The sequence below is a fragment of the Microbacterium radiodurans genome, from assembly GCF_008710705.1.
In the GTDB taxonomy this organism is placed as follows: domain Bacteria; phylum Actinomycetota; class Actinomycetes; order Actinomycetales; family Microbacteriaceae; genus Microbacterium; species Microbacterium radiodurans.
Map to the genome: position 1 here is coordinate 612525 of NZ_VYRZ01000001.1, position 17849 is coordinate 630373.

The window sequence follows — 17849 nt, forward strand, 5'->3', positions numbered from 1 at the left end:
GCGTGGCCGTCGACCGGGAACGCGTCGCCGCCCTCGTGCGGGACCTGCTCGAGGCGATCGGGGAGGACCCCGACCGCCCGGGCCTGAAGCAGACCCCGCAGCGGGTCGCGGACGCCTACGCCGAGTTCTTCTCGGGCGTCGGGGCGGATGCCGCCGAGCCGCTCGCGCACACGATCTCGGTCGCGCGCGGGCCCGCCCCCGACACGCTGCCCTCGGGCGCGGTGATGGTGCGCGGCATCCGGTTCCGATCGTTCTGCGAGCACCATCTCCTGCCCTTCGCGGGGCACGCGCACATCGCCTACCTGCCCGGCGAGCAGGTCGTGGGGCTCGGCGCCCTGCCGCGCGTCGTCGACGTGCTCGCCGCGCGACCCCAGGTGCAGGAGCGCCTGGGAGAGCAGATCGCCGACACGATCGACGCGGCGCTCGACGCGCGCGGTGTGCTCGTCGTGCTCGACGCGGCGCACGAGTGCGTCACGATGCGCGGCGGTCGGCAGACGGATGCCACGACCCTCACCGTCGCCGCGCGGGGCGTCTACGCCGACCCCGTCGCTCGGGCCGAGCTCATCGCCCTGATCGCGGGAGGCGGCGCATGACCGTCATCATGGGGATCCTCAACATCACCGCCGACTCGTTCAGCGACGGCGGCTCCTATCTCGATGCCGAGGCCGCCCTCGCGCACGGACTCGCGCTGCGCGACGCCGGCGCCGGGATCGTCGACGTCGGCGGCGAATCGACGCGCCCCGGCGCCACGCGCGTCCCCGGTGAGGTGGAGCGCGCGCGGGTTCTCCCCGTCGTCGAAGCGCTCGCCGCGACCGGGGTCGCGGTGAGCATCGACACGATGAACGCGGCGACCGCCGTGGCCGCCGTGGCCGCGGGCGCGACGATCGTCAACGACGTCTCGGGCGGTCTCGCCGACGGCGACATGCTCGCGGCCGTAGCCGCGTCCGGAGCCGACCTCGTCATCGGGCACTGGCGGGGGCACTCGGCCGACATGTACGCCGGTGCGCGCTACGACGACCCGGTCGTCGACGTGCTCCGCGAGCTCGAGGAGCGCGTGGGCGCCGCCGCGCATGCGGGCATCGACCCCTCGAGGATCGTGCTCGACCCGGGCATCGGCTTCGGCAAGCTGGCGGCGCAGAACTGGCAGCTGCTCCGCCACCTCGACCGGCTCGTCGCAGTCGGGCGCCCGGTGCTGGTCGGCACGAGCCGCAAGGGCTTCCTTCGCGACGCCCTCGGCGAAGACCCCGCCCAGGAGCGACGGGATGCTGCGACCGCCGTCACGAGCGTCCTCGCCGCCGAGGCCGGGGCGTGGGGCGTGCGCGTCCACGACGTCGCGGCGACGCGCGACGCGCTCGCGGTGCGCCGGCACTGGCGGGGGGAGTCATGACCGACCGCATCCGTCTCACCGGCGTTCGTGCGCGCGGCTTCCACGGCGTCTACGACGCCGAGCGTCAGCACGGCCAGGACTTCGTCGTCGATCTCGACCTCGAGCTGTCGCTCGCCGCGGCGGCGGCCAGCGACGACGTCGCCGACACCGTCCACTACGGCGAGCTCGCCGAGCGCGTCGTGGAGATCGTCGCGGGCGACCCGGTCGACCTCCTCGAGACGCTTGCGACCCGCATCGCCGAGGCGGCCCTCGGGTTCGGGCTCGTCGACGCGGTCACCGTGACGGTGCACAAGCCGCAGGCCCCGATCGCCGTGCCGTTCGGCGACGTCAGCGTCACGATCGAGCGACGGCGGGCCGGACGATGAGCCGCCGTCTCGCGCAGGAGAGCCCGGGGGCGACGCCCGCGGGATCCGTTCCCGCCGTCCGCGCCGTCATCGCGCTCGGAGCGAACCTCGGCGACCGCGCGCAGGCGATCCGGGCCGCGCTCGCCGCGCTCGACGCGCTGCCGCTGACGACCCTCGTCGCCGCCGCCGACCCCATCGAGACGGTCGCGCTGACCCTCGACGGGCCGGATGCCGCGGCGCCCGCCTACCTGAACACGGTCGCGCTCGTCGACACCCGCCTCGCGCCGACCGTGCTGCTCGGCTACCTGCACGCGATCGAGGAGCGCCACGGCCGCGCGCGCGGCGCGCAGGTGCGGCGGTGGGCGGATCGCACCCTGGATCTCGACCTCATCGTCCACGGCGACACCGTCGTGGACTCGGCCGCCCTCGCGCTTCCGCACCCGCGGGCCGCCGAGCGCGACTTCGTCCTCGAGCCCTGGCTCGCCGTCGACCCGGTCGCCGAACTACCCGGACACGGCTCGGTCGCCGCGCTCCTGGAGCGGCTGCGCGACGGCGGCGGAGGAGGTGCCGCGTGAGGCGCACGTCACCCGCCGTCCTCGCCGCGACGGTCGCGATCGGCGTCGGCGCCGGCTTCGTCCTCGACCAGGCGCTGACGGGGTCGGGCCGCCCGACCTTCACGCCGTCGATCATGCTGCCGGTCCTGTACGTGATGCTCGGTGCCGCTGTCGTGGCGGCGGCGCTCCCGATCCGCCGTGCGGTGCGCGGGGGAGCCGTGCGCGTCGACCCGTTCCGGGCCCTCCGTATCGCGATGCTCGCGCAGGCCTCGAGCCTCGTCGGAGCCTTCACCGGCGGCATGGGCCTCGGTCTCCTCCTGTTCCTCCTCACACGTCCGGTGCCGCCGTCACTAGGCTCGACTGGTGCGGTGATCGCCGCGGTCGTCGGGGCAGTGGTCCTGGTCGTGGCCGGCATCGTCGCAGAACAGCTCTGCACGATTCGGAAGGACGACGATGACGACCAGCCCGGACCACCCGAGCCCGACGCCACTCCCTCCCACCACTGAGCCCGCAGCCGCCGGCGAAGCCGGTCCGGGACGGGTGCTCGACGACGGCGCGTACGACCGGCTCATCGAGCCGCGGAGCGCGAACCGCCTCGAGCTCGAGCGGGGCATCTGGCATCAGATCTCGCGCAAGTACCTCATCGTGCAGCTCATCGGGAACGGCTTCTGGCTCGTCGTGATCCTGGCGGCGGTGGTCGCCTTCGTGCTGTGGCTGGACCAGCCGTGGGCGTTCATCCCCGGAGTCGTGGTCGCCGTGCTGCTGCTCGCCACGATGGCCGTGCTGCCGCGCCAGGTGCGCTCCATCGGATACCAGCTGCGGGAGGACGACCTCGTCTTCCGCCGCGGCATCCTGTGGCAGCGCATGGTCGCCGTCCCCTACGGCCGGATGCAGCTCGTCGACATCACGCACGGACCGCTGGACCGCGGGTTCGGCATCGCCCAGCTCAAGTTCGTCACCGCCGCCGCAGCCACGGGCGTCACGATCCCCGGATTGACACAGCAAGCCGCCGAAGCGCTGCGCGACCACCTCATGTCGGTCGCCGAGTCGCGGCGGACCGGCCTGTGACCGACCCCCGGCCCGCGGGCGCTCCCGAGGCGCCTCCGGCCGATCTCGTCCGCTCGCCCCTGTCGGACGGCGAGTGGCACCGGCTGCATCCGCTCACCCCGCTCCTGCGCGGCGGGCTCGCGCTGCTCGTCGTGCTGGGCATCGTGGTCGCGAACTTCCGCGACCGCCTGATCGCGATCTTCGTGCCGGTGTTCGCCCCCGATGCGCCGGTCGACCGGTGGCAGGACTTCGAGAGCTCGGGCGATCCGGTCGACTTCGTGCTCGCCAACAACCTCGTGCTGGTCGCGCTCGGCGTCGTCGTGGTGGGCCTCGCGGTCATCATCGGCGGCTTCTATCTGTCCTGGCGGTTCCACACCTTCCGCATCACCGACGACGACGTCGAGGTGCGAAGCGGCATCCTCTCGCGGACCCAGCGCCGCGCGCCGCTCGACCGGGTGCAGGGCGTCAACCTCACCCGTCCCGCGATCGCGCGCCTGCTGGGCGCGGCCAAGCTTGAGATCATCGGCGCGGGCGCCGACGCCAACGTCAAGCTCGAGTACCTCTCCACCGGCAACGCCGAGACCATCCGCGCCGACATCCTGCGCCTCGCCTCGGGGCGACGCCTCGCGGCGGAGGGGCGGGCCGAGGGCGCTCGCGGCGACGCCCGGTCGGCGATCGCGGGCACCGTCAGTCGCGGCCTGACCGGCATGATCGACGGCGACGATGCGGATGCCGCCGAGCCCGCGTCGGTCGTGAGGATCCCGCCGGGCCGGCTGATCGCCTCGCAGGTGGCCGGTTGGGGCACCGTGATCATCCTCGCCGGTGCGGTCGCGTTGGCGGTCGCGGCCGCCAACAGCGTGTTCTGGGTCTTCTTCGCCTATGTGCCGGCGCTCCTCGGTCTCGGTGCGTACTGGATCCGCACGATCGTGCGGTCGCTGCGGTATTCGATCGCCCCGACGCGCGACGGCGTCCGCATCACGTTCGGTCTGTTCACGACCGTGTCGGAGATCCTTCCGCCGGGGCGCGTCCACGCGATCGAGATCTCGCAGCCGATCTTCTGGCGCGCGTTCGGCTGGTGGACCGTGCGGATCAACCGGCTGAGCGGGCGGAGCGCGACCGACACGACGACCGATCAGTTCACGACCGTGCTCCCGGTCGGCACGCGCGCGGACGTCGAGCGCGTGCTCGGACTGCTCCTGCCGACGGTGCCGGAGCAGGCGCGAGCCGCCTTCGTCGCCGAGGGGCTCCTCGGTCCCGTCGCGGGCGACCCGTACGTCACGACGCCGCAGCGAGCGCGCATCCTGCGCCCGCTCTCGTGGCGCCGCAACGGCTACGCCGTCGCCGACGGGATGCTGCTGCTCCGCGTGGGCATGGTCTGGCGCCGACTGGCGGTGGTTCCCCTCGCCCGCCTGCAGAGCGTCGGCATCCACCAGGGGCCCATCGCCCGCGCGCTGGGGATCGCGCGCCTGCGCGCCCACACGGTCGCCGGCCCCGTCATCCCGTACGTCGGGGCTCTCGACCGGCGCGACGTGCTGACGGCGTTCGAGCGCGTGAGCGAGGTCGCCGTGTCGGCGGCCGCGACCGATCACTCGCACCGGTGGGCGGAGGACGAGCAGGCTTCGTCGAGCGCCGAGGCATCGATCGCGCCGCCGCCTCCGCCGCCGTACCTTCCGGGTTCCGGGGCCGTCGGCACGCCACCGCCTCCGCCCCCCTACGTGCCCGGTGCGCTCGGCGCCCCCGGCGCGCCCGTGACGCCGCCCCCGCCGTACGTGCCGCGGACGCGTGCCGAGGCGCGAGAGAACGCCGCCACCGCGGGCGCCGCTCTCGACCCGGCGGCCGACGGCACGGCCGAGGACCGGTCGTGACGGCCGCATCCCGCCTCGGTGTGGGCGTCATCGGCGCCGGGCGCGTCGGGCCGGTGCTGGCCGCGGCTCTGGCCGGCGCGGGACACGCGCTCACCGGCATCACTCCCGGGTCCGATCGCGACCGCGTGGAGGTCATGCTCCCGGGCGTCCCCGTGCTCGACGCCGACGAGGTCGTGCGCCGCAGCGAGCTGGTCGTCATCGCCGTGCCGCACGACGAACTGCCGCGGCTCGTCGCCGGCCTCGCGGACGTCGGCGCCTGGCAGGTGGGGCAGCTCGTGCTGCACACCGACCCCGCCGCCGGCCTCGATGTGCTCGCCCCCGCGGCGGCGCGCGGCGCGATCCCGCTGGCCGTCCACCCCGCCATCGCCTTCACCGGCTCGACCCTCGACCTCCGCCAGCTGGTCGGGGCGTACGCGGCCGTGACGGCTCCGGCCGCGGTGCTGCCGATCGCGCAGGCGCTCGCGGTCGAGCTGGGCTGCGAGCCGGTCGTCGTCGCCGACGCCGACCGGGCCGCCTACGGCGAGGCGATCGCGACGGCCACCCAGTTCGCGTCCTCGATCGTCCAGCAGTCAGCGGCGCTCCTTTCGGAGGCACAGGTCCCGGCGCCGGGGCGCTTCCTCTCCGCGCTCGTGCACTCCACCGTCGACCGTGCGCTCGTGGCGGCCGGTCGCGGCTCGGAGCCCGACGAGGAGCTGCTGTGATCGGCATCCGATCGTGAACTGGGAGCCCGCGTGAGCGACGTCGAGCTCGCGCAGATCCCGGCCGGCGAGCTGCGGGGGCCCGGAACCCGTCGCCCGATCGAGGTCGCCGGGTTCGAGATCGGCGTCTATCCCGTGACGCAGGAGCAGCTCGGCGAAGTGCTCGGCATCGCGGCGTCCGCCCCGCGACGTCCGGCCGTCGAGCTGTCGTGGTTCCGCGCGGTGCGATTCTGCAATGCGCTCTCGGAGTGGGAGGGTCTCGACTCCGCGTACGCGGTCGACGGCGACGAGGTGCGCTGGCACCGCGATTCCGACGGATACCGGCTGCCCACCGAGGTCGAGTGGGAGTACGCGTGCCGGGCCGGGTCGACAGCCGCGCACTACGGACCGCTCGCCCAGATCGCGTGGAGCGCCGCCGACGGGGTCTCGTCGCCGCAGCCGGTGGGCGGCAGGCATCCCAACCTCTTCGGACTCTTCGACATGCTCGGCAACGTCTCGGAGTGGTGCTGGGACCTGCTCGATCCCGCCGGCGACCGGCCCGACCGCGTGTTCCGCGGCGGCGGGTTCGCCGATGACGCCTGGTCGCTGCGCGCCGGAACGCGCCGCGGCGCACCCCCGCGGGCGGTGTTCGACGACGTCGGCCTGCGCGTCGCGCGCGGCGCCGCAGACTGACCCCGCCCCGCCCCGCCCCCGTGGGCCTGCGCCGACCCCACCCCATCGTGCCGAGCCCACCCCTCCTTCCCTGCCAGGGAGGGGTGGGCTCGGTGATGACGGGTGGGGCCGGCGCCGCTGATCATCCGGGTGCCGCAGGTCGCTCGGTAGACTGGCGAGTCGAATCCCGAGGAGTTTGTCTGTCATGAGCGACGCGCCCGTGCCCCCGACCGCCGACGTCCCCGACGCCGGTGAGCAGGACGTCATCGAGCAGAAGGCCGTGCGTCTCGCCAAGCGCGAGCGCCTGCTCACCGAGCGGACGGATGCCGGGGGCGGCGCCTACCCGGTCACGGTCGCCGTGACCGACACGATCCCGGCCCTGCGTCGCCGATACGCCGAGCTGGCCGCGGGCGACGAGTCCGGCGACATGGCCTCGGTCGCCGGCCGGGTGGTGTTCAGCCGCAACACGGGCAAGCTGTGCTTCGCGTCGCTGCAGTCGGGTGACGGCAGCCGAATCCAGGCGATGGTCTCACTCGCCGAGGTCGGCGACGAGTCGCTGCAGGCGTGGAAGGAGCTCGTCGATCTCGGCGACCACGTCTCGGTCACCGGTCAGGTCATCTCGAGCCGCCGCGGCGAGCTGTCGATCATGGTGTCGGGATGGCAGATCGCGGCCAAGGCCCTGCTCCCGCTGCCGAACCTGCACTCCGAGCTGAGCGAGGAGAGCCGCGTCCGCTCGCGCTTCCTCGACCTCATCGTCCGCGACACCGCGCGCGAGACGGTCGTCGCTCGTGCGAAGGTCAACGCGTCGCTACGCCGCACGTTCGATGAGCACGACTTCCTCGAGGTCGAGACCCCCATGCTGCAGGTGCAGCACGGCGGCGCCGCGGCCCGGCCGTTCGTCACGCACTCGAACGCGTTCGACACCGAGCTGTTCCTGCGCATCGCGCCCGAGCTGTTCCTCAAGCGAGCGGTCGTCGGCGGCATCGATCGCGTCTTCGAGATCAACCGCAACTTCCGGAACGAAGGCGCCGACTCGACGCACAGTCCCGAGTTCGCGATGCTCGAGGCCTACCAGTCGTACAGCGACTACAACGGCATCGCCGACCTGACCCAGGAGCTGATCCAGAACGCCGCGGTCGCCGTCGCAGGATCGACCACCGTCACGTGGGCCGATGGTACGGAGTTCGACCTCGGCGGGCAGTGGGACCGCATCTCGATGTACGACTCGCTGTCGGATGCGGCCGGCCGGGCCATCACGCCCGAGACTCCGCTCGACGAGCTTCAGGCGCTCGCCGCGGAGGTGGGCGTCGTCGTGCCCGAGAAGGTGGCGACGCACGGCAAGCTCGTCGAGGAGCTGTGGGAGCACTTCGTCAAGGGCGGCCTCGAGCGGCCGACGTTCGTGATGGACTTCCCGGTCGACACGAGCCCGCTCGTGCGAGAGCACCGCAGCATCCCGGGCGTCGTCGAGAAGTGGGACCTCTACGTCCGCGGTTTCGAGCTGGCCACCGGATACTCCGAGCTCGTCGACCCCGTCATCCAGCGCGAGCGCTTCGTCGAGCAGGCGAAGCTCGCCGCGCGCGGCGACGACGAGGCCATGCGCGTCGACGAGGAGTTCCTCCGTGCCCTCGAGCACGGGATGCCGCCCACCGGCGGTATGGGGATGGGCATCGACCGCCTCCTCATGGCGATCACCGGGCTCGGCATCCGCGAGACCATCCTGTTCCCGCTCGTGAAGTAGGCGGGGTGGGGCGACGGCGTCGCCTCCTCCTCGCTCCGGACGCCCCACCGCGCCGTCCACAATCGGTCCGTGCCGCCGGGGGTGGCGCCGGCGATCCGGCCAGTCTGGTCGCCATGACCACGACCGTTTCCGCCGCGGGTGCCGCGCACTTCCTGTCCCTCGTTCCGCTGATGCTCGGCTTCACCCCGACCGACAGCCTCGTCATCGTCCCCTTCGCCGGGTCGACGAGCCTCGGCGCGCTGCGCGTCGATCTGGCCGAGGACGAGGATCGCGATCTCGGCAGCCGCGCGTCCACCGTGCTCGGGATGGTCTGCCGCATCCCCGATGCGACGGGACTCGCGGCCATCGCGTACTCACCCCGATCGGCAGCTGCGGCGCTGCCGGGCGCACCGCAGCTGCGAGAGATCCGCCTCGCCGCGGAGGCGTGCGGGATCCGCGTCGTCGACCTGCTCACCGTCGCGAGTGACGGCTGGGGGTCGCACCTGGGGCCCGAGACGCCCGCGCGCGGCCGACCGCTGCGCGAGATCGACGCGGCGCGCCGCGGCGATGCGGTCGCACGCCGGGCGGCTGCGCGCCGACCGCCGCGCGGCGACCAGGCATCGGGGTCGCGGCTGCCCGGCTACAGCAGCCCCGACCGCCGGGCCGTCGCAGCGGCGCTCGAGTCGGTGAACGTCGCGGCGGAGGCGGTCCGCGGCATCCTCAGCCTCTCCGGAGGGGGCATCGCGCCGACGGCCCTCGCGACGGTGCTCGAGCTGGACGACCCGCCCGAGCTCTTCGAGAACGCGCTCGATCTGGCCCTGCCCGGCGTCGCTCCGGCCGACCTGCACTCCTCCGATCCCGACCTGCTGCGGATCGCGCTGCTCATCTGGTGCCTGGCCCGGCCGTCGCTGCGCGACATCGCGCTCGTGCAATGGGTCCTCGGTCGCGACGGCGGCGATGATGCCCTGGTGGCGCAGCAGGGCTGGGAGGACGGCGAGGCGTACCCCGAGCACCTCGCTGCCGTCGTGTGGGGCGACGGCGAGAGACCCGATCCGGTGCGCCTCGAGCGCGCGCTCGAGCTCGTGCGCCACCTCGCCTCGCTCGCCGGCCGCGCCGAGCGTCCCGGCCCGCTCGCGCTGTGCGCCTGGCTCTCGTGGGCGCTCGGGCGCTCGACGCACGCCGACCGGTACGCGCGACGCGCCCTCGAGATCGACCCCGATCACGGTCTCGCCGAGATCATCCTGACCTTCGTGCAGAACGGACATCTGCCCGACTGGGCGTTCCGCGCCCGGCGCACCGTACGATAGACCCGTGGACGAATACGTGGGCGCGGTCATCTGGGCGCTGCTGCCCACCCTGGTGGTCTCGGTCCTGTTCGTCTTCGTGCTCCGCAGCATCCTCCGGATGGACCGCACCGAGCGGCGTGTCTACGCCAAGATCGAGGCCGAGGAGCGCGCCGCGCGCGGTCTCGACGCCCGCGCCGCCGACGGTTCGACCGCCTGAGCGTCGGCGTGACCACGTGACGCTGGAGTTCCCGACCTTCGAGCTCCCGACGTGGTGGCTGTACCTCGTCTTCGTCCTCGACCTCGTCATCCGCATCGCGGCGATCATCGTCGTGCCGCGCAACCGCCGCCCCACCGCGGCGATGGCCTGGCTGCTGGCGATCTACTTCATCCCGTTCGTCGGGGTGGTGCTCTTCCTGGTCATCGGCAATCCTCGGCTGCCGCGCAAACGTCGACGGATGCAGCGGCAGATCAACCAGTACATCCGCGAGACCAGCGAAGGTCTCGACTTCGGAACGCTCCGGCCCGACGCACCCGAGTGGTTCACCTCGGCCGTCACCCTCAACCGCAACCTCGGCGCGATGCCGCTCTCGGGCGACAACGCCGCGGAGCTCATCTCGGACTACGAGGAGAGCATCCGGCGGATGGCGGAGGAGGTGCGCGCGGCGAAGAACTACGTCCACGTCGAGTTCTACATCCTGCAGTCCGACAAGACGACCGACGTCTTCTTCCGCGCCCTCGAGGATGCCGCTGCGCGGGGCGTCACGGTCCGCGTGCTGCTGGACTACTGGGCCAATCGCGGCAAGCCGTTCTACCGGGCGACGGTCGACCGGCTGACGGCGATGGGCGCCGACTGGCACCACATGCTGCCGGTGCAGCCGCTGCGCGGCAAGTACCAGCGGCCCGACCTGCGCAACCACCGCAAGCTCGTCGTCGTCGACGGCAAGATCGCCTTCACCGGATCGCAGAACATGACCGACTCGACCTACAACCTGCGCAAGAACATCAAGCGCGGGCTGCACTGGGTCGACCTCATGGTGCGCATCCAGGGTCCCGTGGTGGCGAGCATCGACGCGGTGTTCCTCTCGGACTGGTACAGCGAGACCGAGGAGGCGCTGACGGAGGACGTCGGCCTCTTCGACGTCGCGCCGGGGCCGGGCGACCTCGACTGCCAGATCATCCCGTCGGGTCCGGGGTTCGAGTTCCAGAACAATCTGAAGCTGTTCACCGCCCTGCTCTTCGCCGCTCAGCACCGGGTCATCATCGTGAGTCCCTACTTCGTACCCGACGAGGGCCTGCTGCTTGCGGTGCAGACCGCGTGCCAGCGCGGCCTGCAGGTCGAGCTGTTCGTGTCGGAGGAGGGCGACCAGGCGATGGTCTACCACGCGCAGCGCAGCTACTACGAGGCGCTGCTGCGGGCCGGCGTGAAGATCTGGATGTACCGGCGGCCCTACATCCTCCACACCAAGAGCCTCACGATCGACGACGACGTGGCGATCATCGGGTCGAGCAACATGGACATGCGCTCCTTCGGTCTGAACCTCGAGATCTCGATGCTCGTGCGCGGCGAGGAGTTCATCGAGCAGATGCGCGAGGTCGAGGACCGGTACCGGTCGCTCTCGCGCGAGCTGACCCTCGAGCAGTGGATGAAGCAGCCGCTCCGCTCGACCGTTCTCGACAATCTCGCCCGGCTCACCTCCGCTCTGCAGTGATCCGCCGGTTCCGGCCGACCCCGGCGGAACTCCGGTGAGACGGAAGCCGCGGTCGTGACACTGTGGGGGTGAACCGGAAGGATCGACTCATGCCCACGACACGAATCGCCGCAGCATCCGCCCTCGCGCTGTTCGCCGCCCTCGCCCTCGCCGGCTGCGCCACGACCCCCGGGGGCGGCGCCGCCGTCCCCTCGGATCCGTCGTCGCCGACCGCGTCGCCGTCGGAGGGCGGTGCTGCGGACGACAGCGAGCTGGATGCCGCGTGGCTCTCGGGCGGCCAGGGATTCGGGCTCGTCACGTGGGGCAGCTCGACGTGCCTGCCGACGGTGGGGGAGGTCACGGCATCCGGTCAGACCGTCACGGTCGAACTCGTCGACCCGCAGGACCGGATGTGCACGATGGACTACGTCCCGCGGGCGTCGTACGTCGCGCTCCCCGCCGGGGTCGACGCGACGCAGGAGGTCGAGATCGCCGTGACCGGCGGGACGTATCGCGGCGACACCGACCTCGACGGGCTTGCGGAGGCCGTGCCGCCCGCGACGGGCGACGAGGCGGACTTCGCGGCCAGCGCCGGGTGGTTCGGCGACGGCGGCATCGTCCTGCTGACCTACGGCTCGTCCAGCTGCCCGCCGGTGTTCGCGTCGGTCGAGGTGTCCGGCGCCGAGGTGCAGGCCAGCATCGCCGAACCGCCGGCCGACCAGGTGTGCACCGCCGATTACGCCCCGCAGCTGAGCGTGCTGCAGGTCGAGGCGACGGACCCCCGTCCCGCCGAGCTCGTCCTCCTCTCGCCGCCGGCGCAGGGCGCCGACCCGCAGCGCATCGCCATCCTCGCCTGACCCGGGTCGCGCCCAGCCGGCGCCGAGACAGGCGATCGCCCCGGGGCAGGACGCTTCACGCCGCGGCATCCTGTCTCCGGTAGTTCGCCTGCATCGACCGTGCCGCGAGCCGGGGGCTGCGAGGTGGAGCGGTCGCGTTCGGATGCTGCTGGGCTCAGCCGTAGGCGATCGGGAGGTCCTCGTCGGCGCGTGGCGGTTTCGCGATCAGCCGCGCCGCGTCCTCACGGCCGACGTGGGTGGGGAAGTTGTACCGGGAGAATCGGCCCTCGGGGTCTTCCGGGGCTCGAGGCACCTCGATCGAGGACGCGTGCACGACGCGCGCGACGAGCTCGCGCTCGTCGGGTGTCATGACGAGTCGGTCGCGTCGACGTACCGGCAACGGGACCCGTCGTCCATCGGAGGTCGCGAGGGTGAGGAAGACCGTCCGCGGTGAGCCCGGCCATACGCGCATCGCGGACACCTGGGCCGATACGAGGTCGGCCCAGACGATTTCGTCGTCCCGGATCCGGATGAGGCTGCGCCGCTCGTCGACCCAGACCTCCGGGTACCTGCGGAATGCCCAGGCGGCGCCGCCGACCAGCACGCCCATCGCCACGGCTGCGCTCACGACGAACCCGACCGCGCGCCCGCCCGCCAGTTCGCCCGGCAGCCGAACCACCTGGAGGAGCAGGTACGCGACGAGCACGAGCACGGGCGCGCTGTACAGCGCGATGGTGACGGGATCCCGTCGGCTGACCCGTCGCCAGCCGGAATCGTCGGACGAGTCCGCTCCGAGGGCGGGTTCCGTATCGCCGTCCGGGAGGCTGCGCGAGCGCCCGAACCGGATCAGGGTCACGCCGGTGATGATCCCCGCAGCCGTCACGATCGTCAGGCTGACCGACGCCGGACCGAGGCCGCCGACGACGGTCGCGACCGCCACCATCGTCAGCGATCCGAGCGAGCTCACGATGACGACGAAGCCGGTGACGAGGGCGGTCCGGCGTGAGCGCCGGATGCGGACCGCGGCGTCCGGTTCGACGGCCGCGGGTTCCGCACCCCACGTCGTGCGGGTCGTGCAGGCGACCCCGAGTCCCACGCCCGCCATCGAGGCGCTCAGAACGACGGCGGCGACCAAGCCCCACCACCCCGATGTCGTGAGGAACGCCGCCGCCGCGACTCCCGCGACGACGGATGCCGTGATCAGCGTCGCTCCGGCTCGCCTCGGACTCATCGCGCCTCCTCTGCCCGCGACCTGCATACCCGGAGGGGGCGGCCGCGGTCCAGACCTTGCGCGCGTCGGCGTGGCGATGGCGCGCGCCGGGACAGGCGTTCGCCCCGAGGCAGGACGCTTCCCGCCGCGGCATCCTGTCTCCGCCGGTTCGCCTGCAGCCGCGGTTCCAGGACCGCGCCGGGCGGCCGGCGCAGGCGAGCGGCGCGGGGGTCAGTCCGCGCGGACGAGGAGGTCGCCGATCTCGCAGTCCAGGGCGCGGCAGATCGCCGAGAGGGTCGAGTAGCGGATGGCGCGGGCTCGGTCGTTCTTCAACACCGAGAGGTTCACCACTGAGACGCCGACCATCTCGGACAGGCGGGTGAGGGTCATCCCGCGCTCGGCGAGCAGCTCATCGAGGCGGCAGTGGACGCCGCTCGGGCCTTCTTCGTCTGCGGGGCTCACACCAGGCCTTCCGTGTCGCGCTGCAGGCGCACGCCGCGTCGGAATGCGACCGCGATGAGGCCGATGGTCACACCGACCGCCCATACCGGCGCCCATTGCCAGAAGTCGAGGAAGTGCAGCGGCTCCACCTCGCCGACGCCCAGAGCGGTGAGGATGCCGTTGCGCCCGACGTTCTCGAGGATGAGCACGACGAATCCTCCGCCGACCAGCGCCCACCCGATGACGTCGAAAGCGCGAGCGGTCGCCGGGACGAAGAACCGTCCGCGCAAGAAGCTGCGTGCCACGTACATCACGGCGGCGATGACGGCGAGGCACGTGATGCCCCACACCACGATCGAGCCCGCGAGCGCGGCTGCGGTGCCGCCGTCGACCTCGGGCGCGATGACGAGGGCGTTCTGCACGATGCCGTCGACGTACCCCGTGCCCGACCCGACGGAGGCGGAGAACGGTTCGTCGTCGATGTCGATCCGCCAGGCGACGCCCGCCTCTCGAAAGACGTCGAGGAAGCGCGCGACGACTGTCAGGACGACGGTGATCGCCGCGCCGGTGCCGAGCAGGAGGACCGTGATCGCGTCGGCGGCATCCGAGCGGGGTCCGCGGGTGAGTGTCATCACACCAGTCCTTCCGTGTCTCGTTCGAGTCGAGAGCCGTACCGGAACACCGCGGCCAGCGCGGCGAGGCCCAGTCCGGCAGCGATCGGCCAGAACGGGAGAGTGACGTTGAGTGTCGCTTCCGGCCACCACGCGAACGGATCGTCGATTCCGGGGATCTCGGTCCACTGCGCGCTTCCCCGGGCGAACAGTTCCTGCGATGCCATGCTGCCGGCGAGGTCCGAGAGCACCTGAGCGGCGGTGCCGCCGGCGGCGACGATGACGGCGGTCGCCATGGTCACGCGCACGATGATGCGATCGAAGGCGCGTCGGGCGAGCAGCTGGAAGCACGCGACGGCGATGAGCGCCGCGATCGCGGTGGGAATGAGCGTCCACAACGCCTGCCCGGCGGTCCAGAGCCCGCGCGCGAGCGGGCTGATCCCCGCAACGTCGACCTCGGCGACCATGAAGCCGCCACCGGCGACCTCGGCCGTCGGGCCCGCGTCGATCGTGACGCCCGGGAGCAGGTCGGGCCAGAACGGCGCGACCGGAACGCTCATGCGCGGCGCGTCTGCGGCGAGATTCTGAATCACCGAGATGACCGCCCCGAGCAGGCCGAATGCCGCCCAGGCGGCAGACAGGGTGAGCGCGAGGCTCACGACGGGAGAAGGGTCGCCACGGCGACGGGCGCGGGCCGCGGCGGCGACGAGGAGTGCGATGGCCACGACGAGAGCGGCCGCAGCAATCCACACGATCGGGCCGATGGTCCAGAGGCTCAGCATTCGAGAACGCTCCATATCGATAGTCGTTGTTATCGACAAACGTTATGCTTCGGTCCGGCCGACCGCAACCCCGCCGGACGCTATGCCGACGGCGAACACGGGCATACCCGCATCCCCGCCTGGTTACTCTCTTTCGTATGCGCCCGGACTCGCGGCGCTCGAAGGAGGCTGACGATGTTCGAGAGATTCACTGATCGTGCCCGTCGCGTGGTCGTGCTCGCCCAAGAAGAGGCGAAGATGCTGAACCACAACTACATCGGGACCGAGCACATCCTCCTCGGCCTCATCCACGAGGGCGAGGGTGTCGCCGCGAAGGCCCTCGAGAGCCTCGGCATCTCGCTCGACGCCGTGCGCGAGCAGGTGCAGGACATCATCGGCCAGGGGCAGCAGCAGCCGACGGGTCACATCCCGTTCACGCCGCGTGCGAAGAAGGTCCTCGAGCTGTCGCTGCGCGAAGCGCTCCAGCTCGGCCACAACTACATCGGAACCGAGCACATCCTCCTCGGCCTCATCCGTGAGGGCGAGGGAGTCGCGGCTCAGGTGCTCGTCAAGCTCGGCGCCGACCTGAACAAGGTCCGCCAGCAGGTCATCCAGCTGCTCAGCGGCTACCAGGGCAAGGAGCCCGCCGGCGCGACCGTCGGTGCGGGCGAGCAGGCACAGGCGCCGCAGGGCGGCTCGGCCGTGCTCGACCAGTTCGGGCGCAACCTCACGCAGGCCGCGCGCGACAACAAGCTCGACCCCGTGATCGGCCGGGAGAAGGAGATCGAGCGGGTCATGCAGATCCTCTCGCGTCGCTCCAAGAACAACCCCGTGCTGATCGGCGAGCCCGGCGTCGGCAAGACCGCCGTCGTCGAGGGCCTCGCCCAGGCCATCGTCAAGGGCGACGTGCCCGAGACGCTCAAGGACAAGCAGGTCTACTCGCTCGACCTCGGCTCGCTCATCGCCGGTTCCCGCTACCGCGGTGACTTCGAAGAGCGTCTGAAGAAGGTCACGAAGGAGATCCGCACCCGCGGCGACATCATCGTCTTCATCGACGAGATCCACTCGCTCGTCGGTGCCGGTGCCGCCGAAGGCGCGATCGACGCCGCCTCGATCCTCAAGCCGCTGCTCGCCCGCGGCGAGCTCCAGACGATCGGCGCCACGACGCTCGACGAGTACCGCAAGCACTTCGAGAAGGATGCCGCGCTCGAGCGCCGGTTCCAGCCGATCCAGGTCGGCGAGCCCAGCATCCCTCACGCGATCAACATCCTGAAGGGCCTGCGCGACCGCTACGAGGCGCACCACAAGGTGCAGATCACCGACGGCGCCCTCGTCGCCGCGGCGAACCTCGCCGACCGCTACGTCAGCGACCGCTTCCTGCCCGACAAGGCCATCGACCTGATCGACGAGGCCGGCGCGCGCCTGCGCCTGTCGATCCTGTCGTCGCCCCCCGAGCTGCGGGAGTTCGACGAGAAGATCGCGAAGGTCCGCGAGGACAAGGAGCGCGCGAGCGAGGAGCAGGACTTCGAGAAGGCCGCGTCGCTGCGCGACGAGGAGAAGTCTCTCCTCGCCGAGCGGCTGCGTCTCGAGAAGCAGTGGCGTTCGGGCGACGTCGCGACCCACGCGGTCGTCGACGAGGGTCTGATCGCCGAGGTTCTCGCGCAGGCCACCGGTATCCCGGTGTTCAAGCTGACCGAGGAGGAGACCAGCCGTCTCGTCTTCATGGAGAAGGCCCTGCACCAGCGGGTCGTCGGACAGGAAGAGGCGATCGCCGCGCTCTCGCGCACGATCCGTCGTCAGCGTGCCGGTCTGAAGGACCCCAAGCGCCCCTCGGGCTCGTTCATCTTCGCGGGCCCGACCGGTGTCGGAAAGACCGAGCTCGCCAAAGCGCTCGCCGAGTTCCTCTTCGACGATGAGGGCGCGCTGATCTCGCTCGACATGTCGGAGTTCGGCGAGAAGCACACGGTTTCGCGTCTGTTCGGTGCCCCTCCCGGATTCGTCGGGTTCGAAGAGGGCGGCCAGCTCACCGAGAAGGTGCGTCGCAAGCCGTTCTCGGTCGTGCTCTTCGACGAGATCGAGAAGGCCCACCCCGACATCTTCAACTCGCTGCTGCAGATCCTCGAAGAGGGACGTCTGACCGATGGTCAGGGCCGCGTCATCGACTTCAAGAACACCGTGATCATCATGACGACGAACCTCGGTTCGTCGGCGATCGCCGGCGGACCCGTGGGCTTCCAGGTCGAGGGCAACGCGCAGACGAGCTACGAGCGGATGAAGGGCAAGGTCGACGAGGAGCTCAAGCGCCACTTCAAGCCCGAGTTCCTCAACCGCGTCGACGACGTCATCGTCTTCCCGCAGCTGAACAAGACCGAGCTCCGTCAGATCGTGGGCCTGTTCACGAAGCGGCTGAGCGACCGTCTCCTCGACCGCGACATGACGGTCGAGCTGTCCGACGCCGCGAAGGACCGCCTCATCGAGATCGGGTTCGACCCGACGCTCGGCGCTCGGCCGCTGCGCCGTGCGATGCAGCGCGAGGTCGAGGACCAGCTCAGCGAGAAGATCCTGCACGGCGAGCTCAACCCGGGCGACCACGTGAAGGTCGACGCCGAGGGCGGTCGGTTCGTCTTCGAGACCGCACCTCGCGAGGGCAAGGTCTCGGTCGGCGTCGGAGCCGCGGGCGAGATCGCCGCGACCCCCGACATCGCCGCGTCGGGCGACTGACCCGGGCCGCGCGAGCGCGGGTTCACACGAAG

19 protein-coding genes are annotated in these 17849 nt (G+C 71.7%); 15 read left to right on the forward strand and 4 right to left on the reverse strand.

From position 1 onward, the window contains the following. Positions 1–2: 2 nt before the first annotated feature. The 14 genes from folE to F6B42_RS02975 all read left to right on the forward strand — a co-directional run bounded on the left by folE (position 3) and on the right by F6B42_RS02975 (position 12094). Entirely contained in the window at positions 3–593 is a 591-nt protein-coding gene (gene folE, locus F6B42_RS02910) for a GTP cyclohydrolase I (protein ID WP_150418079.1), read from the forward strand. After that, entirely contained in the window at positions 590–1387 is a 798-nt protein-coding gene (gene folP, locus F6B42_RS02915) for a dihydropteroate synthase (protein WP_150418080.1), read from the forward strand. The genes folE and folP overlap by 4 nt, the downstream gene beginning before the upstream one ends. Beyond that, positions 1384–1752, forward strand: coding sequence for a dihydroneopterin aldolase (gene folB, locus F6B42_RS02920; RefSeq protein ID WP_150418081.1), 369 nt, complete (start codon positions 1384–1386; stop codon positions 1750–1752). The genes folP and folB overlap by 4 nt, the downstream gene beginning before the upstream one ends. Next, positions 1749–2306: a 2-amino-4-hydroxy-6-hydroxymethyldihydropteridine diphosphokinase gene (gene folK / locus F6B42_RS02925; protein ID WP_150418082.1), complete on the forward strand. Its 558-nt coding sequence runs from the start codon at positions 1749–1751 to the stop codon at positions 2304–2306. Before folB ends, folK begins: the two co-directional genes overlap by 4 nt. Next, positions 2303–2791 (forward strand): DUF3180 family protein, encoded by a 489-nt coding sequence (locus F6B42_RS02930; protein WP_150418083.1) that lies wholly within the window; start codon positions 2303–2305, stop codon positions 2789–2791. The genes folK and F6B42_RS02930 overlap by 4 nt, the downstream gene beginning before the upstream one ends. Beyond that, positions 2739–3353: a PH domain-containing protein gene (locus F6B42_RS02935; RefSeq protein WP_150418084.1), complete on the forward strand. Its 615-nt coding sequence runs from the start codon at positions 2739–2741 to the stop codon at positions 3351–3353. The genes F6B42_RS02930 and F6B42_RS02935 overlap by 53 nt, the downstream gene beginning before the upstream one ends. Then, positions 3350–5197: a PH domain-containing protein gene (locus tag F6B42_RS02940; RefSeq protein WP_223878304.1), complete on the forward strand. Its 1848-nt coding sequence runs from the start codon at positions 3350–3352 to the stop codon at positions 5195–5197. Before F6B42_RS02935 ends, F6B42_RS02940 begins: the two co-directional genes overlap by 4 nt. Then, on the forward strand, positions 5194–5898 hold the full coding sequence (locus F6B42_RS02945) for a DUF2520 domain-containing protein (protein WP_150418085.1): 705 nt from the start codon (positions 5194–5196) through the stop codon (positions 5896–5898). Before F6B42_RS02940 ends, F6B42_RS02945 begins: the two co-directional genes overlap by 4 nt. A gap of 30 nt (positions 5899–5928) precedes the next feature. Then, positions 5929–6567, forward strand: a complete 639-nt coding sequence (locus F6B42_RS02950; RefSeq protein WP_150418086.1) for a formylglycine-generating enzyme family protein — start codon at positions 5929–5931, stop codon at positions 6565–6567. Between the two features lie 184 nt (positions 6568–6751). Continuing rightward, entirely contained in the window at positions 6752–8284 is a 1533-nt protein-coding gene (gene lysS / locus F6B42_RS02955) for a lysine--tRNA ligase (protein ID WP_150418087.1), read from the forward strand. A gap of 113 nt (positions 8285–8397) precedes the next feature. Beyond that, a complete protein-coding gene (locus F6B42_RS02960; RefSeq protein ID WP_150418088.1) occupies positions 8398–9570 on the forward strand; it encodes a DUF4192 family protein in 1173 nt (390 codons plus the stop codon). Positions 9571–9574: 4 nt separating this feature from the next. Then, the gene (locus F6B42_RS02965) at positions 9575–9766 is read left to right on the forward strand and encodes a hypothetical protein (RefSeq protein ID WP_150418089.1); all 192 of its coding nucleotides are present in this window, start codon (positions 9575–9577) and stop codon (positions 9764–9766) included. 22 nt (positions 9767–9788) lie between these two features. Continuing rightward, positions 9789–11258: a cardiolipin synthase gene (gene cls / locus F6B42_RS02970; RefSeq protein WP_150418642.1), complete on the forward strand. Its 1470-nt coding sequence runs from the start codon at positions 9789–9791 to the stop codon at positions 11256–11258. An 89-nt stretch (positions 11259–11347) separates the two neighbouring features. Further along, the gene (locus tag F6B42_RS02975; RefSeq protein ID WP_150418090.1) at positions 11348–12094 is read left to right on the forward strand and encodes a hypothetical protein; all 747 of its coding nucleotides are present in this window, start codon (positions 11348–11350) and stop codon (positions 12092–12094) included. Between the two features lie 154 nt (positions 12095–12248). On the opposite strand, the gene F6B42_RS02980 is transcribed toward F6B42_RS02975, so the two are convergent. The 4 genes from F6B42_RS02980 to F6B42_RS02995 form a co-directional block, all read right to left on the reverse strand. Then, positions 12249–13304 carry a hypothetical protein gene (locus F6B42_RS02980; RefSeq protein WP_150418091.1) on the reverse strand — a complete coding sequence of 352 codons (1056 nt, stop codon included), beginning with the start codon at positions 13302–13304 and terminating at the stop codon, positions 12249–12251. Between the two features lie 210 nt (positions 13305–13514). After that, positions 13515–13745: a helix-turn-helix domain-containing protein gene (locus F6B42_RS02985; RefSeq protein WP_120264106.1), complete on the reverse strand. Its 231-nt coding sequence runs from the start codon at positions 13743–13745 to the stop codon at positions 13515–13517. Then, positions 13742–14356, reverse strand: a complete 615-nt coding sequence (locus F6B42_RS02990; protein ID WP_150418092.1) for a hypothetical protein — start codon at positions 14354–14356, stop codon at positions 13742–13744. Before F6B42_RS02990 ends, F6B42_RS02985 begins: the two co-directional genes overlap by 4 nt. Further along, positions 14356–15117 carry a hypothetical protein gene (locus tag F6B42_RS02995; protein WP_150418093.1) on the reverse strand — a complete coding sequence of 254 codons (762 nt, stop codon included), beginning with the start codon at positions 15115–15117 and terminating at the stop codon, positions 14356–14358. The genes F6B42_RS02990 and F6B42_RS02995 overlap by 1 nt, the downstream gene beginning before the upstream one ends. Positions 15118–15291: 174 nt before the next feature. Between F6B42_RS02995 and F6B42_RS03000 the strand changes: the two genes are divergently transcribed. After that, entirely contained in the window at positions 15292–17817 is a 2526-nt protein-coding gene (locus tag F6B42_RS03000; protein WP_150418094.1) for an ATP-dependent Clp protease ATP-binding subunit, read from the forward strand. Positions 17818–17849 lie beyond the last annotated feature (32 nt).